The 24,032-nt window shown below is 56.3% G+C and carries 22 protein-coding genes; 14 read left to right on the forward strand and 8 right to left on the reverse strand.

The window, feature by feature from the left end; all coding sequences use genetic code 11:
• Nucleotides 1–102 precede the first annotated feature (102 nt).
• The 5 genes from QD357_RS11525 (at nt 103) to QD357_RS11545 (ending at nt 6,333) form a co-directional block, all read left to right on the forward strand.
• Nucleotides 103–534 (forward strand): OsmC family protein, encoded by a 432-nt coding sequence (locus QD357_RS11525; RefSeq protein WP_107109342.1) that lies wholly within the window; start codon nt 103–105, stop codon nt 532–534.
• Between the two features lie 182 nt (nt 535–716).
• Nucleotides 717–1,196 (forward strand): hypothetical protein, encoded by a 480-nt coding sequence (locus QD357_RS11530; RefSeq protein ID WP_414124350.1) that lies wholly within the window; start codon nt 717–719, stop codon nt 1,194–1,196.
• Nucleotides 1,197–1,326: 130 nt separating this feature from the next.
• Nucleotides 1,327–1,935, forward strand: coding sequence for a TetR family transcriptional regulator (locus QD357_RS11535; RefSeq protein ID WP_414124351.1), 609 nt, complete (start codon nt 1,327–1,329; stop codon nt 1,933–1,935).
• A gap of 73 nt (nt 1,936–2,008) precedes the next feature.
• Complete coding sequence (locus QD357_RS11540; RefSeq protein WP_107109339.1) at nt 2,009–3,163, forward strand: efflux RND transporter periplasmic adaptor subunit; 1,155 nt, start codon at nt 2,009–2,011, stop codon at nt 3,161–3,163.
• Between the two features lie 20 nt (nt 3,164–3,183).
• A complete protein-coding gene (locus QD357_RS11545) occupies nt 3,184–6,333 on the forward strand; it encodes an efflux RND transporter permease subunit (protein ID WP_414124352.1) in 3,150 nt (1,049 codons plus the stop codon).
• Between the two features lie 66 nt (nt 6,334–6,399).
• Here the strand turns inward: QD357_RS11545 and QD357_RS11550 are convergent, their stop codons facing one another.
• From QD357_RS11550 to QD357_RS11560, 3 genes are all read right to left on the reverse strand, one after another.
• Complete coding sequence (locus QD357_RS11550; RefSeq protein ID WP_414124353.1) at nt 6,400–7,155, reverse strand: metallophosphoesterase family protein; 756 nt, start codon at nt 7,153–7,155, stop codon at nt 6,400–6,402.
• Nucleotides 7,156–7,576: 421 nt separating this feature from the next.
• A complete protein-coding gene (gene pdxA / locus QD357_RS11555) occupies nt 7,577–8,593 on the reverse strand; it encodes a 4-hydroxythreonine-4-phosphate dehydrogenase PdxA (RefSeq protein ID WP_107109336.1) in 1,017 nt (338 codons plus the stop codon).
• Entirely contained in the window at nt 8,590–9,792 is a 1,203-nt protein-coding gene (locus QD357_RS11560; RefSeq protein ID WP_107109335.1) for a four-carbon acid sugar kinase family protein, read from the reverse strand. Before QD357_RS11560 ends, pdxA begins: the two co-directional genes overlap by 4 nt.
• Nucleotides 9,793–10,035: 243 nt before the next feature.
• Between QD357_RS11560 and QD357_RS11565 the strand changes: the two genes are divergently transcribed.
• Nucleotides 10,036–10,383 carry a hypothetical protein gene (locus tag QD357_RS11565; RefSeq protein ID WP_028753663.1) on the forward strand — a complete coding sequence of 116 codons (348 nt, stop codon included), beginning with the start codon at nt 10,036–10,038 and terminating at the stop codon, nt 10,381–10,383.
• A 255-nt stretch (nt 10,384–10,638) separates the two neighbouring features.
• A complete protein-coding gene (locus QD357_RS11570; RefSeq protein WP_107109334.1) occupies nt 10,639–12,618 on the forward strand; it encodes an AAA family ATPase in 1,980 nt (659 codons plus the stop codon).
• A gap of 608 nt (nt 12,619–13,226) precedes the next feature.
• Here the strand turns inward: QD357_RS11570 and QD357_RS11575 are convergent.
• The gene (locus tag QD357_RS11575) at nt 13,227–14,141 is read right to left on the reverse strand and encodes a hypothetical protein (protein ID WP_414124354.1); all 915 of its coding nucleotides are present in this window, start codon (nt 14,139–14,141) and stop codon (nt 13,227–13,229) included.
• Nucleotides 14,142–14,637: 496 nt separating this feature from the next.
• Here QD357_RS11575 and QD357_RS11580 point away from each other — a divergent pair, with 496 nt between their 5' ends.
• Nucleotides 14,638–15,627 (forward strand): hypothetical protein, encoded by a 990-nt coding sequence (locus tag QD357_RS11580; RefSeq protein ID WP_414124355.1) that lies wholly within the window; start codon nt 14,638–14,640, stop codon nt 15,625–15,627.
• Between the two features lie 203 nt (nt 15,628–15,830).
• Nucleotides 15,831–16,613, forward strand: a complete 783-nt coding sequence (locus QD357_RS11585) for a hypothetical protein (protein ID WP_414124356.1) — start codon at nt 15,831–15,833, stop codon at nt 16,611–16,613.
• A 351-nt stretch (nt 16,614–16,964) separates the two neighbouring features.
• On the opposite strand, the gene QD357_RS11590 is transcribed toward QD357_RS11585, so the two are convergent.
• On the reverse strand, nt 16,965–17,336 hold the full coding sequence (locus QD357_RS11590) for a hypothetical protein (RefSeq protein ID WP_414124357.1): 372 nt from the start codon (nt 17,334–17,336) through the stop codon (nt 16,965–16,967).
• On the reverse strand, nt 17,337–17,516 hold the full coding sequence (locus QD357_RS11595) for a hypothetical protein (protein WP_414124358.1): 180 nt from the start codon (nt 17,514–17,516) through the stop codon (nt 17,337–17,339).
• A gap of 75 nt (nt 17,517–17,591) precedes the next feature.
• Between QD357_RS11595 and QD357_RS11600 the strand changes: the two genes are divergently transcribed.
• Nucleotides 17,592–18,781 (forward strand): IS3 family transposase gene (locus tag QD357_RS11600; RefSeq protein ID WP_414124359.1). Its coding sequence is split into 2 segments (ribosomal slippage): nt 17,592–17,844 and nt 17,844–18,781, totalling 1,191 coding nucleotides; the frame shifts between segments, so codons are not numbered across the junction.
• A gap of 4 nt (nt 18,782–18,785) precedes the next feature.
• Here QD357_RS11600 and QD357_RS11605 read toward each other — a convergent pair.
• Together QD357_RS11605 and QD357_RS11610 are read right to left on the reverse strand one after the other, a co-directional pair.
• Complete coding sequence (locus QD357_RS11605) at nt 18,786–19,157, reverse strand: hypothetical protein (RefSeq protein WP_414124360.1); 372 nt, start codon at nt 19,155–19,157, stop codon at nt 18,786–18,788.
• Nucleotides 19,158–19,271: 114 nt separating this feature from the next.
• Complete coding sequence (locus QD357_RS11610; protein WP_414124361.1) at nt 19,272–19,469, reverse strand: hypothetical protein; 198 nt, start codon at nt 19,467–19,469, stop codon at nt 19,272–19,274.
• Nucleotides 19,470–19,715: 246 nt separating this feature from the next.
• On the opposite strand from QD357_RS11610, the gene QD357_RS11615 reads away from it, so the two are divergent.
• The 4 genes from QD357_RS11615 to QD357_RS11630 all read left to right on the forward strand — a co-directional run bounded on the left by QD357_RS11615 (nt 19,716) and on the right by QD357_RS11630 (nt 23,946).
• Complete coding sequence (locus tag QD357_RS11615; protein WP_414124363.1) at nt 19,716–20,777, forward strand: PD-(D/E)XK nuclease family protein; 1,062 nt, start codon at nt 19,716–19,718, stop codon at nt 20,775–20,777.
• A gap of 155 nt (nt 20,778–20,932) precedes the next feature.
• On the forward strand, nt 20,933–21,502 hold the full coding sequence (locus QD357_RS11620; protein ID WP_414124364.1) for a recombinase family protein: 570 nt from the start codon (nt 20,933–20,935) through the stop codon (nt 21,500–21,502).
• Nucleotides 21,503–21,771: 269 nt separating this feature from the next.
• Nucleotides 21,772–23,061: a hypothetical protein gene (locus tag QD357_RS11625; protein WP_414124365.1), complete on the forward strand. Its 1,290-nt coding sequence runs from the start codon at nt 21,772–21,774 to the stop codon at nt 23,059–23,061.
• 183 nt (nt 23,062–23,244) lie between these two features.
• Complete coding sequence (locus QD357_RS11630) at nt 23,245–23,946, forward strand: hypothetical protein (protein WP_414124366.1); 702 nt, start codon at nt 23,245–23,247, stop codon at nt 23,944–23,946.
• The last annotated feature ends 86 nt before the right edge of the window (nt 23,947–24,032 follow it).

The following is a 24,032-nucleotide window of genomic DNA, read 5'->3' on the forward strand; positions in this document are numbered from 1 at the left end:
TTCGGATGAACGCGAGACGCGCTCCGGCGCTGCTTCTTATCGGCCACTGCGGGAAGGGCAAGGGCTCTCTCCCGACGTTCAATCAACGACAAGGAGGACGGCATGCAGATCAATCGTACAGGTTCGGCCCAGTGGTCCGGCGGTTTGAAGGACGGCAAAGGTCAGATCTCGACCCAGAGCGGTGCGCTCAATCACTATCCCTACGGTTTCGCCAGCCGCTTCGAAGGCGTTCCCGGCACAAATCCGGAAGAGCTGATCGGTGCGGCCCATGCAGGCTGCTTCACCATGGCTCTGTCGCTGATCCTCAATGAGGCCGGTTTCACCGCCGAAAGCATGGAAACGACCGCCAAGGTCACACTCGAAAGCGTCGAAGGCGGTTTTGCCATCAGCGCTATCCATCTGACGCTGACCGGCAAGGTTCCCGGCGCCGACGAAGCCAAGTTTACCGAACTCGCCAACAAGGCCAAGGCTGGTTGCCCGGTCTCCAAGGCGCTTGCTTCCGTTCCGATCACTCTGGAAGTGCACGCCGCCTAAGCGGCCTTTTCGATAAGGGCGCCGTGCCCATGGTGCGGCGCTTTTCGTTTGCAGTTCTGCGCTTTGGCGCCGCCGCACAAGCCGGCCAATTCGCGCATATTCCGCCGTAAATGTACAATCCCCCATTGAGGCCTCCGGACTATCCTCTCGCGGAAAATAGATTGCGCAAAGGGGATTGCCGCATGTCCGGACTTATGTTGATCCACGTCATTATCAGCCTGATCGCCATCGTTGCCGGCGTCATCGTCGCGGAGGGTTTGATTTCGGTGAAGCGCCATGAGCGCTCGACGCTTGTCTATATGGTCACCATTCTGCTCACGAGCCTGACTGGCTTCCTCTTTCCCTTCAACGGCGTTACGCCCGGCATCCTATTCGGCATCATCACCGTCCTGCTTTTCATTCCGACGGCGATCGCGCGCTACAAGCAGCGGATGGCCGGCGTCTGGCGGCTCGTCTTCATCGTCGGCAGCCTGCTGATGCTTTATCTCAACTGTGTCGTGCTGATCGTTCAGTCCTTCCAGAAAATTCCATTCCTCAATGCATTGGCACCCACAGGGAACGAGCCGCCGATCTTGGCCGTCCAKACCGTGTTGCTGGTTGCCTTCCTGATTGTCGGCTTCCTCAGCGTCCGCCGCTTCCGGCCGTCGCTTCTGCGGATCTGATCATCGTATTCTGAATCCACGACAAGCTTTCAGCCGCCTTGCTTCGCGGGGCGGTTTCTTGACATTTGCGCCTTGATGATTTACGAGTGACGAAAATTGAAAATCGTCACTCGTAAATCGGAAGTACCCAATGTTCGATCTTTCTGCGGCCAACGCTGATCCTGCACGTCAGGAAAACGTAACGCGGATTCTCGATTCCGCCGAAAAGCTGTTCCGTCACTACGGCTACAGCAAGACGACGGTCGCCGACATCGCCCGCGATCTCGGCATGTCGACCGCGAACATTTACCGGTTCTTCGCGTCCAAGACGGAAATCCACCAGGCTATCTGCGGCCGCATGCTCGCGCAGAGCTACAAGATGGCCTACGACATCCGCCACCAGCCGATCAGCGCTTCCGAGCGGCTGCGCGCCTATACCCATGCCCAGCACAAGATGACGCTCGAGACGATGCTCGACGAACAGAAGGTGCATGAGATGGTGATCGTTGCCATCGAGCGCGATTGGCATGTCATCGAAAAACACCTCGATCGGATCCATGACCTCATGGCTGAAATCATCGCCGAAGGCATCGCCGCCGGCGAATTTGCCGAACAGGATCCGATCGCGGCCTCGAAATGCTTCGGCGCGGCGACGATCATTTTGTGCCACCCACAAATGGTCGCGCAATGTCTTGCCAAGACCAACCGGGCCGAGCCCGACGAACTCATAGAATTCGCTATCAGAGCGCTAAAGAAATAGTAGTTCGCGTGTAGGATGATCCACGCGCCTTTGCATTGCGTTTGACTAAAGCCGTTTCATCAAGGAGAGCGACATGGTTTCGCTGATGACCACCACCATACGATCCGTTGCCGGCGCTGCAGCTTTTGCCGCCATAGCGCTCACGCTTTCGGGCTGCAACGAGAAGAAAGAGGAAACGGCGGAGGTGATCCGGCCGGTGAAGGTGGTCGAGATCGCTCAGGCGGATACGACGCGCAAGCTCGATTATTCCGGCTCGGTCAGGGCGCGGACGGATATGAACCTCGGCTTCCGGGTCAACGGCAAGATCGTCGAACGCAAGGTGGATATCGGCGAGAAGGTCAAGCCTGGCGACGTGCTCGCCCGCATCGATTCCACCGATTACGTTTTGGCTGTGCGCCGCTCGCAGGCCGATCTCGATGCGGCCGAGAAGCAGGTGCAGACCACGGAGCTTGCCCGCAATCGCGCCCAGCAGCTCTTCGACAAGAACGTTGCGCCGAAATCGCAGCTCGAACAGGCCGAGCTTTCCTATGATCAGGCCGTATCGACGCGGGATTCCGCCGTGTCGGCGCTGGCGGAAGCGAAGAACCAGGTCGCCTATACCGATCTGACCTCGGACATGAACGGCATCGTCACGACCATCAATGCCGATGTCGGCCAGGTGGTCGGCTCCGGCACGTCTGTCATCACCGTTGCCGTCGATGGCGAAAAAGAAGTGCAGATCGCCGTTCCGGAAATGGACATTGCGCAATTCAAGGTCGGCAAGGACGTCAAGGCGCGCTTCTGGTCCGACGATGCGCTGGTGATGGACGGCAAGGTGCGTGAGGTGTCCGGAAGTGCCGACGCGCAGTCGCGCACCTTTGCGGTCCGCGTCAGCCTGCCGAACGATCAGCGCGTGCTGCTCGGCATGACAGCGACGATCGAGGCGCAGGCCGACAATACCCAGCCCTATGTCGCTATCCCGCTGAGCGCGCTTGCCCAGAAGGACGGTCAGCAGATCGTCTGGCTGGTCGATCGCAGTGCCGGCACCGTGCATGCCCATAGCGTCAAGGTTGCCGATTTTGCCGATGACGGCGTGCGCGTCGCCGATGGCCTCAAGGCCGGCGATGTCGTCGTTGCCGCCGGCACGCAATTCATGACCGAGAATATGAAGGTCAAGGTGCCGACTGCGCAGCAAGCATCGGCAGAGACCAGCGGCAGCGCCGCGGCGGCTGCCGAAGTCGTACGCTAAACCGATCGAGGGGCGGGACAATGACTATGAACAGCACCTCCGACGAGAAGAAGCGTTTCAATCTGTCGCGATGGGCGATCGCCCATCCGAGCATTGCGCGCTTCCTGTTTGCGCTGATCATCATCGCCGGCGCGCTTGGGCTCACACATATGGGCCAGAAGGAAGATCCGGATTTCACCTTCCGCGTCATGGTGGTGCAGACCATTTGGCCCGGCGCCTCGCTGCAGGACATGGAAGACCAGGTGGTCAACAAGATCGAGCGCAAGCTGCAGGAAACGCCGCATCTCGATTGGGTCAAATCCTACACCCGCGCCGGCTTTGCCATCACCACCGTTCAGATCAAGGGCGACACCAATACCGAACAGGTGAAGGACGCCTTCTATCAGGTGCGCAAGAAGGTCGGCGACATCGCCAATACGCTGCCGGACGGCCTGCAGGGACCCTATTTCAACGATGAATTCGGCGATACTTTCATCACCCTGCATTCGATCAGCGGCGACGGCTACAGCTATCCCGAGTTGAAGAAATTTGCGATCCAGGCCCGCGACATGCTGCTTTCGACGCCTGGCGTCGAAAAGGCTGTGATCATCGGCGACCAGCCCGAGCAGATCTATATCGATGTCTCCTCCAAGGTGCTGGCCGAGCGCGGCCTGACGCTGACGGCCCTGCAGAACGCGATCGTCGGCCAGAACAAGGTCGATCCGGCCGGCTCCGTCGACACCAGCACGCGCTCCGTGCGCATCTCGGTCGAGGGCGACGTCAACAAGATCGAGGATATCAAGAACCTCCGGCTGACGGCCGGCGGCCAGGTGACGCGTCTCGGCGACATCGCAACGGTGAGTGCCGGGCTGCAGGACCCTTACACGGCCAAGTTCCTCTATAACGGTCACGAGAGCGTCCAACTCGGCGTCGTCATGGCCAACGGCAACAAGGTGACCGACGTCGGCAAGGCTGTCGAAGAAACCTACAAGCGTTTCGAGGCTTCGCTGCCGGTCGGCGTGCAGGTCGATCAGATCTCCAACCAGCCGGAAGTGGTCACCKACGCGATCAGCGAGTTCATGCATGCGCTCGGCGAGGCACTGGTGATCGTGCTGATCGTTTCCTTCCTGTCGATCGGCTGGCGTTCCGGCCTGGTGATCGCCATCGCCATTCCGCTGGTGCTGGCGGCGACTTTCGCCATCATGTACGAGCTCGGCATCGACCTGCAGCGTATCTCGCTCGGCGCCCTCATCATTGCGCTCGGCCTCCTTGTCGACGATGCGATGATCGTGGTCGAGTTGATGGAGCGCAAGCTGGAGGAGGGGCTGGTCAAGCTTGATGCGGCGAGCTTCGCCTATTCCTCGACCGCCTTTCCGATGTTGACCGGTACGTTGATCACGACGGCGGGCTTCATCCCGGTCGGCTTCGCGGCATCGACAGCCGGTGAATATGTCCGCACGCTCTTCTATGTCGTCGGTATCGCTCTAGTGATTTCCTGGTTCGTGGCGGTCTACTTCACGCCCTGGCTCGGCTATATGATCCTGAGGCAGCGCCATCATGCCGGTGAGCACCACGACGTCTTCGACACGCGTTTCTACCGTCGCCTGCGCTCGTCGGTGAGCTGGGCCGTTMGCCATCGTGTCATCGTGCTGCTTCTGACGCTCGCCGCCTTCGTCGGCAGCTTGTGGTCCTTCCAGTTCATTCCGCAGAATTTCTTCCCGCAGTCTTCGCGTCCGGAAATTCTGGTCGATCTCTGGCTGCCGGAAGGCACCAGCATCAAGGAAGTCGAACGCCAGGCGCAGACTTTGCAGGCCCGTATGGCCGATGATCCCGATAAGCGGTTCATCGCGACCTATGTGGGCGAGGGCGCTCCGCGCTTCTTCCTGCCGCTCGATCAGCAGCTCACCAACCCGAACTATGCCCAGTTGCTGATCATGGCCAAGGACGAGCCGGCGCGCGAGCGGCTGATCGTCAAGCTGCGCAGCATGCTTGCCACCGACTTCCCCTCGGTCCGCGCCAAGGTCGACCGCCTGTTCCTGGGCCCGCCGACCGGCTGGCCGGTGCAGTTGCGCGTCATGGGTCCGGACCGGCAGGAGGTTCGCCATATCGCCGATCAGGTAAAACAACGCTTTGCGCAGAACCCGCTGCTCGGCGCCATCCATGACGACTGGCTGGAGCCGGTGCCGGCCATGAAGCTGGTGATCGATCAGGACCGCGCCCGCGCACTCGGCGTCACCTCGCAGCGTATCCGCCAGATGCTGCAGGCCTCGATGTCCGGCGCTACCCTCGACAACTATCGTGAGGGCGAGGAGACCGTGGGCATCGTCGCACGGGAGCCGGAGGCGAGCCGCCACCTGCTGACCTCGGTCAACTCCATCTATATTCCGACCGACACCGGTGGTTTCGTGCCGCTGTCGCAGGTGGCGAAGGTCGAGCCAGTCATGGAGCAGAGCATCGAGTGGCGCCGCGACCGCCTGCCGACGATCACGGTCAGGGCGACGCTTCCCGACAATGTGCAGTCGAACGACGTGACGGCCAAGCTCTACAACGACATGGCCGATCTTAGGAACAGCCTGCCGGCAGGCTATAAGATCGAGATCCAGGGCGGTGCCGAAGACAGCGCTGAAAGCCAGGCCTCGATCGCCGCCAAGGCACCGATCATGCTGGTCATCATCGTCGTGCTCTTGATGGCGCAGCTCCAGCACTTCGGCAAGGCGATGCTGGTGCTCGCCACCGGTCCGCTCGGCATCATCGGTGCGGCCGGTGCCCTCTTGATCAGCGGCGCGCCCTTCGGCTTCGTGGCGATCCTCGGCGTCATCGCGCTGCTCGGCATCATCATCCGCAATTCGATCATCCTCGTCGACCAGATCGACCAGGATATCGCGGCGGGCATGGACCGGAAGGAGGCGATCATCGGCTCGGCCGTCCGCCGTTTCCGGCCGATCATGCTGACGGCGTTGACGGCGGTGCTGGCGCTGATCCCGATCTCGCGCGGCGTCTTCTGGGGTCCGCTCGCCTACGCCATGATGGGCGGCATCCTGGTTGCCACAGTGCTGACCATCTTCGTGCTGCCGGCAGGCTACGCGCTCTTCTTCGGCCGCGAGCCGAAAAAGAAAGGAGAGCCGCCGGTCGAGGAACAGCAGAACAACGACGTCGTGCATCACCTGCCACCGGCTATGGCAGCGGAATAAAGCGGAATAAAAAGCGCGGGCAAAGCGTGAAAGGGGTCCCGGCCTGTGCCGGGGCCCTTTTTATTTTCAGCGGGGTCGCTCGAAGGCCTGCGTCAGGATCGTGTACTCGCCGCCTGCGATCTTGAGGACCGTCAGGCTCCCACCCATGGCGGCGGCGGTGTCGATGCCGATGCGCTGATTACCAAAGACGGGCCGCGAGACCGGCGTATGGCCATGGACCACCAGCATCGGCAATTGCGGGCCTTCGGAGAGGAAGGGGTCGCGGATCCAGATCAGGTCTTCGTCGGTCTGCTCTGCKAGCGGTATGGCAGGCCGGATGCCGGCATGGACGAAGAGCAGCGGCCMGAAGGTGATGGCGATCGGCAGGGAGCGCAGCAATTCGACATGTGCCGGCGGGATGGCCTGGAGAACGGCTTCGCCGAGTTCTTCGATGCTCCGGCCTTCCTGGAACAGCAGATATTCCGCGTCGACGCCATAGGAGGCGAGTGTCTGGAAGGCGCCGAACTCCAGCCAATGGCTGTTGGCGCGCGGATCCTTCAGGAATTTCAGGAAGACATCGTCGTGATTGCCGCAAAGGATGTAGCGGTCGAAACCCGCGGGCGGCGGCTCGCACAGATGCTGCAGCACCTCGTTCGATCGCGGACCGCGATCGACATAGTCGCCGAGAAACAGCAGGAGCTTGCGGCCGGGAATCGTGCGGGCATCTGCAATGACGCACCTTTCCGCTTCGATCAGAGCGTCGTAGCAGCCATGGATGTCGCTCAGCGCATAGATGGCTGTATAGCCTTCCGCTGTCAGATCGATACGGGGTCGCGGCTCCATTGGCTTCGCCGCTCTCCTGCCGAAAAGTTGATCAATGAGTCCGTTCATGGACATCCGCATACCGCCTGTACAACGGCATAATCTTTTGAAAATATTCTAAGAATCCCGCCTTTTTAGGGCAGTGACGAAACGGTAGTTCAGTAGCGGGCCGGGCGCAAGGTACGCTGGAAGTGGCGACTTGCGTTAGGTTAATGAAAACAAGGAGTCAGGCATATCTGCCATCGCCGCAACTTTGTGCCTGGCCCCTCACCCCAACCCTCTCCCCGCTCATGCGGGGAGAGGGAGCTGATCGCGCTATATGCGGCTTCAATCTCAAGCAAGAGGCAAGTTGGTTGTCGTCCCCTCTCCCCGCTTGCGGGGAGAGGGCTAGGGTGAGGGGCCAGGCACGAAGTTACGGCATCGACATGCGTGCCTGACAATCTCATCGATCGGCTGCCAACCGCTCCGCAAACTCGATCGCCTCGATCAGGCTCCGCTCATTGGCAATGCCCTTGCCAGCGATGTCGAAGGCGGTGCCGTGGTCGACGGAGGTGCGGACGATTGGCAGGCCGAGGGTGATGTTGACGCCGGAGAGGTCCATCCATTTTCCCGTCGCCGGGTCAATTTCGAAACCAAGCAGCTTGACGGGGATATGCCCCTGATCGTGATACATGGCGACGACGGCGTCATATTGGCCGGCGCGCAGCTTGACGAAGACGGTGTCGCCGGAGACAGGGCCGATGATATCGAGACCGTCTTCGACCGCCTTGGCGATGGTCGGCGCGGAAATGTCGATATCCTGCCGGCCGAAGAGGCCGCCTTCGCCGGCATGCGGATTGAGCGCTGCGACCGCAATCTTCGGTCTGGCGATGCCGAGGCTGCGGAGTGCCTTGTCGGTCAAGTCGATGACGAGGCGTAGCCGCTCAGGCGTCAGGCGCTTCGGCACATCTTCCAGTGCGACATGGGTGGTGACGTGGCTGACGCGCATGTTGCCATGGGCGAGCATCATCACCGAGCCGCGGGCGCCGGTGAGTTCCGCAAGCAATTCGGTATGGCCGGCATAGTGGAAGCCGGCCTTGTTCAGCGCTTCCTTGTTGAGCGGTGCAGTGACGATGCCGCCGACCTTTCCGGCCATGGCGAGCTGAACGCCCTTCTCGATTGCCTTGAAAGCCATGCGGCCGCCATCGGCGGAAAGCCGGCCCGGCTGGATCGGCTCACCCTCCGCATCGGCCTGAATGAAGCAGAGGTTCGGCCAGTCGCCGTCTATCTGCGCTTCGGGAATTTCGATATCGAGGCCGAGTTGCTGTTCCGCGAGCCGCAGGGCCGGGCCGCTGCCAATTATTGTAAGTTTTAGCTTACCTTCATCAAACTTGTTCTTCAACCGGGCGGCGGCCTTGACGATGATTTCCGGGCCGATGCCGGCGGGATCGCCCATGGTGATCGCCAGGTGCCGTGTCATGGTTCTTCTCCTCCGGCGATGAGCGCGTTTTCACTCAAGAGATCGCGCCACAGGGTAGGGCCGCCGAATGCGCCTGATTTGGAGATCACCGTGGTGCCTTGCCACGGGCCGCCGACGATGGTGGAGCGGGGCAAGCCCGGTGCGGCCTGGCCGGTGAGGCTGAGGGCTGCAACATCGAGCGCCGCGCAAAGATTTCGCAAGGTTTCGCCGCCGGCGACAATCAATGTGCCCGGCGCCGGCAGAGCTTTGGCGATACGGCCGAAGGTCGCCGCGATCCGCTTTGCCGCATCGTCGCGTTCGAGCCCTGTCGGCAGATCGAGGCTCACCATGGCGACGCCGCTTTGCTGGATTTGTCTGTCGACGGCATCGGCATCCGCGCCTTCCGAAAGCTTCAGCCAATTGGGGCCACAGGCCTGGAGCTGCGCCAGCGTGATCGGCTGATCCGAGCCGAACAGGCCAAGCACCGGTCTTTGCAGCCTGCGCGAGACGGGAACAGCGGGCGCGGGGCGAGAAGACCGCCCTTCGCCCGCGTCTTTTCCGGAGTGAGGGCGATGATGCGTCGCCAAATCGATATTGCGCGCCAGGGCTCGCGCCAGCCCGCCGGTGCCGCTCCAAAGGACAGGTCCCTGTAGCGCAGATGAGACCCATGCGATGACGGCGTCCAAATCCTCATCCGAATGGGCGTCGAAAACATGGATGCCGTCCGCAATGGGTGTTCCGGCATCGACATGGTGGTGACTGAGCGCTGTGTTGAAGGCCGGCAGGCCCTCCGCTCTCAGTTGAGTGACGAGATCGCCGCTGATATCGCGCCAGGCATCCTTCCCGGCAAACAGCACCTGCCGGCCGCCCCGCGTGTGCCGGCCGTGATGCGGAAAGGCCGGCGCCAGAATGCAATGCCGCCAGTGGCCGAGCCGAAAGCAGGCCGCAAGTTCCGCCGCCCAAGGCCCGCGAAACAGGCTATCCACCTTCTTGAAGGCAAGATCGGCCCCCTCCAACACCGGCGCGACACTGCCGACGATGTCAGCCGCTTCGGTCGCCGATTTTTCGCGGGTGCCGCTATCGATCGCAAGGCAATCCGGCAGGCTTGCCGGAAGCGCATCTTCCCGCTGCACCTCGATCGGCCCATAGACGCCGACGAATTCAACCGCCGTGTCGAGCGCGCCGGTCAGATCATCAGCGATGAGGCGGAGGGTGGGCATGAACTTAAGATGCCTTCAGAGGGCCTTGCGGGTATCGGATATGGACATGGAAGCCAGGCCTTGCGGCTGCTCGGACGGCTTGCAGTCTTCAGCCTTCCACCAGGGCTTGTCAACGGGTTGCTTTGTCACCGTATCATTGATCCGGGCCGCGACATCAGCCGCGTTTACTTGGCTGCGCATGTGCGGCTATGCTTGCGCTCAACGACCGGGCAGGGTCGTTCCCATCGCCTCAAGGAGAACAGAGTGAGCTACGATTTCCATGTGGGCCAGAAGGTCGTTTGCATCAATGACACGTTCAAGCATGTCAGCATCGACCAATTGATCCGCAAGGGAACGATCTACACGATCCGCTGGGTCGGCGAATACACGCATTATGTCGACGGCACCTTCATCGGCGTGAAGCTCGAAGAAATCCACCGCGGCAACGACGACGGCCCCGAAGGCTACGGCGCCGCCGACATGCCCTACCGCGCCACCCGCTTCCGCCCGCTGGTGGAGGACAAGATAGCCTCGCTCAGAAAGCTGCTGGCGCCGACACCGGATGCGCCGGTGGAGAAGGGGAAGAAGGTTAGGAAGACGGAGAAGGTTTGATTGGGGATGGAACGGCCGGCGCCCGTACCTATGCCTTTATCGTTTAGGCTCGCCGCACCCCGTCGCAAGTCCATGCTCGATCAGTTTGTCACGAGTGCCGGATAGGAAATGCTGAGATATGAAAGCGCCATTCGCTTTCAGGTGGAAGTCTCACTGCAAGCTCAGAGCCCTAGCGTAAAAGCAAATCCGAGCAGCCGTTGAATAGAATTGCCGAACCGATTACTCTTCTTCCGGTTGCCAAGGGGAGAGTGCCGCGTGTTGATTCGAAAGCTCATCATTGAGAATGTCAGAAGCTTTTTGGATAGGCGCGAAATCCTTTTCGATGGACCCATTTCGATTTTTATCGGCCCCAACGGTGGCGGTAAGACAAATTTGCTTGATACGCTTGTGATCATGCTGCGCCGCTATGTTCTCAATACTCCATATTATCGTCACTCACCCACCGCTGACGAACCAAATCTTTGGGAGGAAACTTACAACGATCATCTCAACGGTCTGGTTTTTGACAAGAACAGCCAAGGCCGCAATAGGGATCAAACTGTCGAGCTTGAACTGGAAATAACGCCTGACGACATCGACAATATGCGCGCTATAAAAGCTCAATGGCCCGACGTGCACGCCACTTCCAAACGCAAATTCAGAATAAATCCTTGGAGTGGTGTGGAGAAGTGGAATGTTGATGAGGTTGTAGCGGGCACGAGGGTCGTTGTTTCGTGTATAAATGGTAATGTGCTTCCGCAGCACGATGCATCTTCAAGCGATTATCTCCACTACCTCCACTTATTTGAGACGGATAATTATTTTCGTTCTGAATTAAAGAAGGAGAGACTCAAGCTACCAATGGTGTATCTTCCAGTAAACCGCGCTGCGGGCGGCTTCAATTCATCGGTAGGTTTAGCTGGTTACAATGACTTTGATCAGAAACGTGCTACAGATGCGTCGTCTTCGAGAACGGGGTCGAATCTAATTCCACTGGCAATCTCGCGCATTGCAAGTAAATATCGTTTACTGCAGGAAGAATCCAATATTGATGCTAAGGATATTTTCTACAAAGATCAAAATTTGATCGACTTAACTAATGATCTTCGAGATTTGAACTACAGTTGGGATCTTGTTACAATAGATCCTTTAAGTAACATATATGATATCCGGCTGACGAAGCAGGGATCGTCGTTCTTAGTTAGTGCGGCTTCGTCAGGTGAGCGAGAGCTTCTTACATATCTCTTTGCGATTCATGCTCTGAACGTTCGAAACGCTCTAATCGTTGTTGACGAGCCGGAGCTGCATTTACATCCTCGTTGGCAGACGGCATTGCTCGGCCTTTTCGAAAAACTTGCTAAAACCACGGGTAACCAATTCGTTCTAGCGACCCACTCCCCAACATTTATATCCCCTGCCTCCATCCAATACGTTTCGCGCGTTTTCTCCGACAATCAGAGGAGCGACATCGTCCGGCTAAATTCAACTGCCCTGCCGAATTCGAAACACCTTTTTAATGTGGTCAATAGCCAAAATAACGAGCGAGTATTTTTTACGGAAAAAGTGTTGCTAGTCGAAGGCGTGTCTGACCGCATTGTTTTTGAGAGAGTGTTGGAGATCGTTGCCAGAGAAAATGGGGTAAATGGAATTCCGTCGCTTGAAGTCGTGAGCGTCGGAGGTAAAGGCCTCTTTTCAGCCTATCGGAAGCTTCTGGATGCGTGTCGGGTCTCTTGGGCTGTGATTGCCGATCGTGACTATATTGAGCAGGTTGGTAACGAAGTGGTAAAGAAATTATTTGTTCTAAATGCCGACGAAATTAAAAAGGATGTAGTAGATAATGTGAAAAGCTGTGACGGAGCGAGCATCGTTAAGAGTATTGAGGAAGCTTTGGTATCAGGAAACTGGAATCATGCTCAGGAAATATGGGATTACATTAAGTCACGGCGGGTACGTCTTCCCCCCGATCTTTCCGAAACTGATCGGCATACACTGGAGAAGTTTGTTGCGGAAAAGGAAACAGAGAATGTCTTCATTCTCAAGTTTGGCGCACTGGAGGACTATTTGCCCGATGGTTACAGAGCAAAAGATTTGGAAGCGTTGATCGCTTTGGTTGCGGCTGACGATTTCTGGGAGCGGCTTCCATCTAAGTCCAGAGCGGAACTCGATAGGCTTGCCAAGGCCATTCTAGGCATCGAAAACAAAGCAGGAGTGGCAATCGTTGAGCTTGAGAGCATTAACGGTTCAAACGGTGTCTGAGTGAAACCTCATATTGGTTTGCGGCTTACTTTCCGGCTCAATCGACGGCTAACATCGGGCGAAAACTCATCAGCTATTGTGGAACAAGTTGATGTGCGCGCCATAGCTTGTTGTAAGCATGCATCGACGTAAAGAGAACATAACCCGTAAATTCGAGATAAGGAAAACTGGTGCTGCTAGAGAGATTTGAATTTCCTCAAGTCACAGCATAGAATGTTAAAAATCAAGCAGTTATGATCGTTTGTCCTATGATCGATGTAGCAGTTTGCTGTAGCACTTTCAAGTTCTTCCTAAACAGTGCATGCGCCTCACGCCATCATTTCTCGGACCAATGTCTCCTGGCCGGCGACGAAAATGCTGGTCTTCCAGAGAGGCCTGGGTCCTCCCCCTTATCAGTAGCAGATCCACCTGATCCCAAAGTCTGAGCTTCACTGTAGAGGGCAATTTGAGCCAGGACTGATTGTGCCCAGACTGGGTGGGCTGGCACGAAGATGCGGATTTGGTCGACGATTTAGATGACGAATTGGAGGTCGATATGGATCTACCACGTACTGAGCCGGCGAATTTGAAATGTTCAAACTCAGTAGGGCATTTTGGTTGGCGATTTATCAAGCGCCCGCAAGTCCAATTAAAAATAACGTCGCTTCCAATCTTCTGCGGATCACTAAGCCTTTCAGGTCAGGATCGTTCGCCCAGAGCCGCGTCATGGAGAGCAACAGATCGGGTATTTTTCTGTACTGACCTGTTTGCATAGCCAGCTTGATCGCACGCATTTCGCTGTAGCGACCTTTGCGATCCTTCTCGGCGGCAATGCCAAAAGTTGCACCGCGATTATAAACGAGGGAAACTAATGCGCCGCGGCAATCCGCGGGTAGCGAGTCGAAATTTGGCAACGCTCGCTCAGTGATACCTACATATCGCGGCTGCATCACTTCTAAGAATTGATGGTTCGCGACATCGAATGGAATACTAATCGCAGCCAGGGATTGTGCGTAAGATTTCGCCGGCTCACCGATAATCCCTGAAGCAGTCGTTAGGCTGTTTAGATCATCTGCAGCAACATACCCTGACCAATCCTTTCGGATTTCGTGGGGCTCGGCGTAGCCAATGTCATACCCGATGCCGACCGTAACTCCGGATTTTCCCCTCGGCCAAGTCGGAGATCTGTATCGTTTTTCATAGACTTTTGAGCTGGTCACCTCAAATTGTATCAACAAATTGGATGATCTTTGGGAAATTGGTGTGTTGGAAGGCTCTGCCTGCAATGGAGCGGTTTCAAGACCAAGATTCAAATTGACAAATTCCCGGTATCCGCGGCTCCTCTCTACGAGATCAGGCGACTGTTCAAGGTTGGCCAGGGTTGAATCAAAAGATTTCAGCAGCTTGGCCGCGTCGATGTTGGCAGCCCTCGCGCTAGATGGCAAACCCGACGCAACAAGCGTGCAGCCGGCGCCAATCAGCAATTCCCTGCGGCGTAGTTGATTATTCCGTCCAACCTCTTTTTGCCAAAAATTCCGCCCCATCATTTTGCTCCAACTCCCATCGGATACTACCATGAGGCTACATAACACAGAATTAAACTCAACTTCTATAGTTATATTAGGTAATTGGAATTTATACTGAAGGTAGTATGTTGGTCTAAGCAGCGGAGGGGCTATCAGATGGTAAAGAATGTTTGCTGGATGATCGGTCTAGCCATTTTATCCGGATGCACGCAGGCGGACACGCAGGCATTTGAGAATGGGCTCGCCGGAATGGCGAATTACAATGCAGGGCCTCGGTTCCAGCCAGGAGGGTATAGCCAATACCCATACTATCAACCGCAGTACAGCAGGCCCAATGTAGTTAACCAGGGGGGCGGCTATGGGGGACCTCAAGCTAATGTCGGAGTGGGGCCACAGATCGTTGCTGCCCGGACTTGTATGGGCCCAGCATCGGTCAGACCGGGGTCGTTCAGACCGGGGTCGATCACATCGCCTTACGCGAGCGCTCAGCAAGTCTGCAGCAATTAGGTTAACGTTGTTAATCGCGGTTTTTGCGTTCGCAGCTTTTCCGCAATGCTTTGCTGCCGAGAGCAAAGAGCAGGAAGCGCAGCCATCCGACATAACTGAAAAATCTGCGAAAGAATGTTTTGATTCATTTGCGCGGCTTCCAATAAATAAAAGGCTTGAGCAAAATAACCCAGACATGTTTGAGCCTACGTTCCTCAGAATACACAAAGATCTGTATTCATCTTATGATAAAAAATGCTTATATGGCTGGGGAAGTTTGCATGATTACACGAGAGAGTTTCTAGGCGAAAACGTAGGAGGACTTTTCTCCGGCAATGACCCTAGCCCTTTTTGTGTTGCATTTCGGGTAACGAATGACGCTATCGCTACAGCAGGTCATTGTCCTGTCAGCCCGGGGGCTACCGCGATGCGCCTCTATGGTCATCCAGGCGATCCCATTACGGTCGGGGACAAGATCGTAGTTCCACAAGGAGATGCTCAAGCTCTGCCTGACCTCGGCGACTATGCCCTCTATCGTCTGCGCGGCAAAGTCAATCCATCGCGATGGACGCCGGCGACTTTCACGCGAAGCATTGCTGATCATCAAGCAATACTGATTGTTGCCCCCAGTCGTATATCGCCCAGAGCGATCGCAGACGATGATGTCGAAAAATGGCTCGAGGAAGTGCGCTTCTCCCGCATGCCGTCAAATCAAATTTCGCTCCCGGGAGACGTTCAACCCCTTGTACCTAACGGTTTACCTCGCACCGATTGCCTATTTCACCAATCACCGACGCTATTCGGTATGAGTGGTGCACCAATTGTCGCAATAACGGTTAAGCCCGGAGCAGAGCCCATATTTCACGTTATCGGTATTCATCTTAGAAACGGCTTCAAGCACGACGACCCCCGAAAGAAGGGTTGCGGAGCGCACTATCCATATAACGTTGGAATAAGAATACCCGCCGGAGTGATGGCGGCCCTCCAAAGTGGCACTTTAGGCATAGGTCCCAATTAATTGACGGCGTTGCCATTCTCTGATTTTTGCAGTTTTTGCAACAGATCCCATAATCGCGACGAAGTTTACAGGGCGGCGGCCTCCAGCATATTAACAGCGCAAAAATTTGAACGGGTGCAAACAAATGGACTGCGCGGTTGTCCCCCCGCGTGCCGGTCTGAATCCGCTTAGGAGCCAGGCGTCGAGCATATTTGGAAGTCTATGTGACAAGGAAGGATGGTTCGTTGGTGCCAAAAGGGAATTATGTGAATCTGTCTGAAGAGAGCCTTGATCGGAATGTTTATCGAATAATGCCCGAGGCCTGGGTTTTGAGTATGTTCTCAAATAAAGCCAACACGTTGACGCAGGTTCACAAGTGGAAGGATAAGTTCGAGAACTTCCTGTTGAATGCTGGAGGAGTTCTCGATGGTGAGCCGTTTGCATATAGTTTCAAGGAGGATTTTGTCGGGCAGTGCTGGACGAGCAAGAGCCTCTCAGAAGCTATGTGGGGCATCTATGCCAATGATCCTACCAAGCGGTTCCTTCGAATCCGCTCGACGCCGCGAAAGCTGCTTGCGAGCCTAGTAGCCGCCCACCCCGAGATGCCGCAATATACCTGTTTCATCGGGAAGGTGAAATACGAGACCGAGAGCGGCTTGCGTGATTTTCTCAACAACAATGGCTTACTCCAAATCTCGTCGGACGTCTTCGCTCGTTCGCTCCTGCTCAAGCGACGCGCCTTCAAACACGAAAGCGAAATACGTCTACTATTCTTTGGTGACGCCAAACACTATTCGAGCGGCTTGTACAGCTACACATTCGATCCGCATATTGTCATAACCCAAATCATGGCCGATCCAAACCGAGATCGGAAGAACTGGCAGACAGACAAGCAAAATATTAGGAAGGCAACAGGCTTTTCCGGAGAGGTCAAACGTTCGAAAATTTACGATTCGCCTGAATGGGATCCGCCCGCTTACCATTCGGTCGACGTTTTAGGGTCATAAATCTCAGGTGGCATTATAGAGTGGACAGCGCGGAAGAACCCCCCGTGCCCCCCATGGTCGGCCAATCTGAGCCGTGGACAGGCTAGGTGTCCGTGACATAGCCGCCACTCTTGCGTTGCCGGTCCTCGGGCGTAGGCCCCGCTGGGTGCAAGTCCAGTCGAGTCATGAAATGGCTGACGTCCAGAGCTTCCGGCTTTGTACTGACTTTGGCAGTATGGACGCGTTCCTATCGAGGAAGTCAGTCGCGAGGATCGTGTGTTGGCTTTCGGCGGGTGCTCAGAAGAGGTGTTACGACATCCTGGGTCTCGCGCGGTCCGAATATGGACCGTATCACTCGTAAGCCGCTGCCGTCTAATCGAGCAGACCTTTCAGGGCGTTTTGTCTGAATGCAAAATTGCTCTCGACAACAGAGAACAACGTGGAGATCACGCTCAAATCGGGTGCCGTCGCAATTTTCACATAATCGGAGTAATTCTCTTTATTATATACCTCAAACTCGAATTTACTGGCCCAAAACCACTCGTCTTCGTCGGTGTAATGTCTGTAACGTGAAGACTTGATAACGTAATATTTGCCGTTAAGCGGAGACGCGTATGCTCTATGTACGGTCGTCCAGGGGTCTTCTTCATACTCAGAGAATATATCCCAGGAGATCTCTTGTTTTGATGTGAGTTCGATCAGCTTAGTTATTGCCTTGACCCAATCGGTTTCGTTGTAGGACATCTATTTTGCCCCCTGTTCTTTGATATAAGCTGAAATTTCTTGTGATATTTCCTGCAATGTCCTGAAGAGGTTCCAATAGTTTGCTTCTGTATTAGCTATGGTGCTCCTTTGGGCCTCATTGTTGATCCACTCGATCAGCAGTTTCTTCTCTGACTTTGCTCGCATAATAAGCTCATTCATTTTGTGTCCAGGTGACGTGCCACTGCGAATTTCCTCCAGAATGGATTAGAGTCCGGCCCATTAAAGGACGGACGAATGAAGAAGCAGCGATTTACGGAAGAGCAGATTATTGCGGTGTTGAAGGAGCAGGAAGCTGGCGCGAAGGCGGCCGACCTTTGCCGCAAGCACGGAATTTCAGAAGCAACGTTTTACAACTGGAAAGCCAAATATGGCGGCATGGAGGTCTCCGAGGCGAAGCGGCTGAAGGCGCTTGAGGACGAGAACGCCAGGCTGAAGAAGCTGCTCGCCGAACAGATGCTTGATGCGGCCGCACTCCGCGAGCTTCTCCAAAAAAAATGGTAGGGCCTGCCGCCAAGCGTGAAGCCGTCACGCACCTGAAGACCGTCATGGGGCTTTCGGAACGGCGGGCCTGCCAGATTATATCTGCCGATCGCAAGACGATCCGTTACCAGTCGAACCGACCGCCGGAGACCGAGTTGCGAACGAAACTGCGCGAGTTGGCTAATGAGCGACGGCGTTTCGGCTACCGTCGACTGTTCGTCCTGCTTCGGCGGGAGGGAGAGCCGTCCGGCGTCAATCGCATCTATCGGCTGTATCGCGAGGAAGGGCTTTCAGTACGAAAGCGGAAGGCCCGACGCCGTGCCGTCGGCACGCGTGCTCCGATCCTGGTCGAAGCGAAGGCCAATGCCCGCTGGTCGCTGGATTTCGTCCACGACCAGTTCGCCTGCGGACGGAGGTTTCGCGTGCTCAACATCGTCGATGATGTGACGCGTGAATGCCTGGCAGCAATTCCGGACACCTCAATCTCCGGCCGCCGTGTCGCACGCGAGTTGACGACGCTGATCGAACGACGCGGCAAGCCCGGAATGATTGTCTCCGATAACGGTACCGAACTCACCTCGAATGCCATTCTTACCTGGTCGAAGGATCACAAGGTCGAGTGGCATTACATCGCGCCGGGAAAGCCCATGCAGAACGGCTATGTCGAGAGCTTCAACGGGCGAATGCGTGACGAACTGCTCAACGAAAGCCTGTTCTTCGGTCTCGATCATGCCCGAAGCGCCATCGCTGAATGGGCCGCCGATTATAATCATTTCCGGCCGCACTCATCGCTCGGATATCAGACCCCGGCAAGCTATGCCGGGTCMATCGCCGCAACCGGCTCCAACGCTGCGCAAGATGAAAGCTTCGCGCTTCCGCCGGTTGCTCACACCGCGCCACTTGGCGTATTCAAAACCGCCGGGGCTCTAATCGCCGCTGGATGAAAGTTCAGTGGCACGTCACAGGAACTCTATCCACTTCCCCCAGCGATACTGAAATGGATGCAATGAACCTTTCACTTCTCAAAGCCGACGCTGGTTTATCACCGGCTTTAGCCATCTCTTTTGTTATCGCGTCTAGATTTTCCTTAATTTGAGGAAAGCGCGTTCTGGCGAAGTACTTTTGCGAAATTTCTTTCACTTTGTAGGCGGCATAACCGGAAAATAGAACGCCCCAATAGCCCATAAGACTCGAGAGCATTGACCAAATGTCGGCGACCGTTGGGTTCGGTCCCCCCGGAAATATGGACCAATTCAACAGCCATGCTAGCCCTACAAAGAGCGCTGGAAGCAATCCTCCAGCTAACAACAACTTTACCACGATCCCCTCCGAGTAAACCGTCCAACCGGTAATAGATGCTGCGAAAAATTGCAAAAAATCCTGTAGGCCGAATGCGACAGTCGTGGAAGCGGGTCACCACGGGGGATTGTCGGATCACCTGCTTGCCGCGCCGGAACCGCTTTGCCCGTCAGCGCCGATGTGCCCTGCGAGGTCATTGGGTGCTTTCAGGACATCGAAAGCGGCGCCAATGACGATCGTCCAGAACTCCAGAAGGTGCTCCATCGATGCCGGGAGATGGGTGCGACCGCGGCCATCGAAGGTGGATTTTTGCAGCATGGCGTTCCGGCACATTTTCGTGCCTCCAAACATGGCGGAGCCGTCCGAACACGCTGGATCAGGTACTGAGTTTCAAAGGCCGAACAAAAACAAAACGTGTAGATCGGTTGACGAAGTGTAGAGAAGATCCGAGTTTGGGCACCGACATCCACGGACCATAGCCAGCCGATGAGCGAACTCTCCAAAATTTCAAAATTCGCAGCCTCCGCAGAATTCTTGTCGATTCTAAACAGGTTCAACCGATATTGTCCCTTCGAGGCCATGGGAGTGACCAAGGCCGAGATTAGGCATGCGAATTTCCTAGCCTATCTGCTGAAACCAGCGAAACCTCACGGCTTCGGGGATGAGGCACTCGTCGCCTTCCTCTCTTCCATTTGGTCCGTCGATTCCGAGGCGGTCAAACGTATCGTTCGACGGAACAGCCGCATCGAAGTGCTACGCGAATGGAGAAGGATCGATCTGCTAATCCTTCTTCCAGACTCGAAGCAGGTAGTCGCAGTTGAAATGAAACTTGAAGCCTTCCAGGGCGACGACCAACTCTCGCGCTATCGCCGATCGGTGGAAAGCCAATGGCCGACGAGCGAGGGGTGGAGCCATGATCTCGTATTCCTGACGATCCGCGGGGAAGAACCGCACGACGACTGGCAGGGTTTGACCTTCAGGGATGTCGTGGCGGCCATCGAACCGTTGGCCGATTTACACCCCGACGCCGGCGCCGCCCAATCGGTCCGCGAATACATAGCGATGATGAGGAGACACCACTTGATCGATACCGCGACAAAGGAATTGGCTGAGAAACTCTGGGCGGAACACGGAGATGCGTTAAACCTGTTGATGGAGCATCGGCCGAACCCGGCGCGAGTGGTGTTTGACGCGGTCAAATCCGGAGCGGGGGCGATGGCGACAAGACTGTCTGGTGACAGGTTTACATTGGTGCGGGACGAAGACACGGACAGCATCGTCCGTTTCGCTGTTGAGGAGTGGGACGATATTCCCGGTTTCCTGGATTGCGTGGGTTGGACAACATCGAACCGCATGGTGTTGGTCGAAATCAAATCGGATCTTAGCGCATACATCTTCATGGGTCCGTCGAATTCGGAATCGAAAAGGCGTTTCGTCGAAGGATTGGTGCAACACGGGGTTCTGAAAAAGCTTCCTCCCGAGAGCCGCAAGTACAAGCAGCTCGTTTCAGCTMCACTGATCTTCATGCCACGTTCGGCCGACCTCGACACCGAGCAAATTCTTGAGGAAATCGAAAAGGCCTTCGGCATTTTTCTAAAGACGCAGGTTCCTAGAATCGCTGAAGCGTTGCCGTCGGCGTGACTTGCTTCTCGCACTTCAAGCGGCGACCGAGTTTTCAATTCAGCATCTCAAATTGTATACTTGAGAGACGAATTGGTGTCCGGTTGTATTGACAATGTCTCTCACATGTCTCAAATATGTGATATCGAAACGTCTTAGACTTGAGAGACATCACCATGACTATCGTCGCCTATGCCCGCGTATCTTCCACCGGTCAGTCCCTCGATGTGCAGCTAGAGAAGCTTGGCGAACTGAAGCCCACAAAGATCTTCCAAGAGAAACGCTCGGGCGTTGATCGGGAGCGACCAGAATTGAAGAAGGCTATTGAGTATTGCCGAGAAGGCGACACCTTCGTTGTCACCAAGATTGACCGCCTTGCCCGATCGACCCGAGACCTCCTGAACATCATTGACGAGCTTGCTGCCAAGGGCGTGGCCTTCAAGGTACTCGACCAGAGCGTGGACACGACATCATCCACCGGTAAGCTGACGCTCCAGATACTGGCCAGCGTCGCCGAATTTGAGAACAACATCCGCAAGGAGAGACAGGCCGATGGTATCAAAGCTGCACTGGCGAAGGGGACGCAATTCGGCAGACATCCGAGGATGACCGACGAGACCGTGGCCACGATCACAGCCCTCAAGGAGGCTGGCGCGACAATCAAGGAGATCATGACACAGACGAGTATGTCAAAGGCGTCGGTCTATCGTGCGCTGGGGCGAGCTTCGGAAGTTGTACAATCTTGAGCAGCTCGAACCGATGGTATTCATAGGTGCGCGGGTTCGCTTCCGGACCGATAGGCATTGGTCCATTCTTGTTGGCATCCTGCCGGGAACAATATATCGACCTCCCGGCAAAGACCAAGGCTTCGTTACTTGCGCTCGCGTAGGGACGACGTAGTAAGCGGCAGCAGTTGCGCCACACACTCACCTTCTCCCCACCATCGTGTTCGTCTGTGGATGCCTGTGTGGCTGCGGATGCGGGGTGGTCATATTGATGAATTGGAAGCTATTGCATGGATCAGATCAGTTCTCCTTTCGAGGAACTGGACGAACGGGACCGACGGTTCGAGCCTTACCGGTATGCGTTCAGCGACAAAGCAAAGGCAGTTGTTGCCGAGGTGAGAGCCTCACTCGTCCGTTACGAAATCGAACAGCGTCTCCAGAAGAACAGGCGTCGTCCGGCGGACCAGGAGACATTTGACCTTACGGTAGACGCCATCATCTCCAATGTCATGCACCACCACCTAGCCGGCCACTGGGGCGATCTGTATGTGACGCGGTCAAACAGGGTACTCGGCATGAAGAGCCGCTACCGCCCCCGTGTCTACAGCAAGAAGTTCCCTGACATCCTCGACCTGATGGAGAAGCGCGGCCTGATCGTCCAGGACGTGCCGCCTCCTATAGAAGGACAGAAGCGGTCAACCGTGATCCGCGTAGGTCAGGCTTTGTCGTCGTTAATCGAGGAACAGGGCATCGACCTAGACGATTTCGGCCTTCATCCGCACGGCGAGACCATCATCCTGAAGAAGCCCAAGGATACTGGCGACTATTGGGACCAGGGTGGCTTCGAGGAATACGACGACACCTCGGAGACAGATCTCTTTCGCGCGGAGGTTGATCACATAAACCGATGGCTCACTTCGGCTGACCTAGCTTTTTCGCCCCTCGGCATACCATTGCCTCACACGGCCTTTCACATTGGTGACCGACAACTCCGCCGCATCTTCACCAAAGGACGCTTTGATTGTGGTGGACGCCTCTTTGGTGGCTTCTGGCAGGAACTACGAAAGGACGAGCGGCGAAAGGGTCTCCGCATCGATGGCGAGGAGGCGGTGGAACTCGACTACGGGCAGATCGGTCCTCGCATCGTGTACGGCTTGGCGAGCGAGACGCCACCCGAAGGGGACCTCTACGACTGCCCTGGCTACAACAGGCAGCGCGACGGCATCAAACGGGTGATGAGTGCAATGATCTTCGCCTCTGATCGTCTGGAACGGTTCCCCAAGGACACCAAGAAGCTGTTTCGAGCAAACGATAAGATTTCAGAGGTGGTGAATGCCATTGAGTCTAGGCACCCACACATCAGGGATTTCTTCCACTGCGGCGTCGGACACAGGGCCCAGTTCATCGAGAGCACGATCCTTATCAAGGTCTTGCTGACCCTTATGGATGTGGCTGTCACGGCGCTTCCTATCCATGATGCGGTGATGGTCCCAGCCTCCAAGGCTTCGCTGACCAGAGACATCATGCTCTCAGCCTTCCATGACCATACCGGACTTGAAGGGGTTGTTACCTTAGGATGAATGGACTCTGGCCCTACTCCTCTTCCTGTTGACCCTTGTAGACCTGGGTCTACCTTGGTTGGGGCTCCCCTCATGGGGGTGGCCCTCACCATTGGGTACCATCGCTACCAATGCCACCCTACTGCACCTATGCATACCATCTAACCATGGTTAACCAACCGCTCACCATAGAGGGACTCGAGATTGACGATTGACTGGAAGAAGAAGCGAGACCGCAAGGAAGAGGTCAAGGCCAGAGCAGGGGAGCCAAGCCTGCGGTTCCATGCATGCCGCGTGGTCGGCTGCGGCAAACCTTCTCGTGCAGCCACAGAGGATGGCCTGGACACGTTCTTCTGTCGATCCCACGCAGAGCACTACGCACGCCATGGAAGCCCCTACAAAGGCTCATACACCGCCAAGGAGATCGCGCCACATCGTAAGAGGGCTAGTGCATGGCTGGAGGCCAACAAGGATGATCCGTGGGTGGCTAACGCCGAGCAGAGGGTCCAGACGCTCTATGCGAATGCGGGGCCTCATGTAGAGGCGTTCCGGCTCAATGGCCTATCTCCCCAGGAACGCGTCAAGGCTGCCTGGGCGAGGTTGCGCAAAGCCAATGTCGATCCGCAAAAAGTCGTTGCCGCTTGCCTCGCAATCGAGTTGACCGTTCGTGCGGACTTGCAGCCCGACAGCAAGCCCGAATATCGGCGGGTCCAGATGGCGAAGCAGGTCCACAAGATGGCGTCGGGGACGCACAAGCGATGGCCTAGTGCCGTAGGTGGACCAAAGGAGCTTCATGTCTACCCAAGGTCACGCGGGCAGGTTCTGCGGCACCTCGGCGCTGACCTGGAGAAGTGCGTAGAACTGGTGATCCATCGCCACGAGTCGTTCAGGATCGGTGAACCCTAACTCGTGAGTTTGAGCTAGCCTAAGATCAGGAAATTTGCATTGCTCTCGTTCCGGCAGCTTGGATCACTCACATTTCTGCGCCAAAT

It is taken from the genome of Rhizobium sp. BR 317, assembly GCF_047445835.1.
In the GTDB taxonomy this organism is placed as follows: Bacteria; Pseudomonadota; Alphaproteobacteria; order Rhizobiales; family Rhizobiaceae; genus Rhizobium; species Rhizobium paranaense.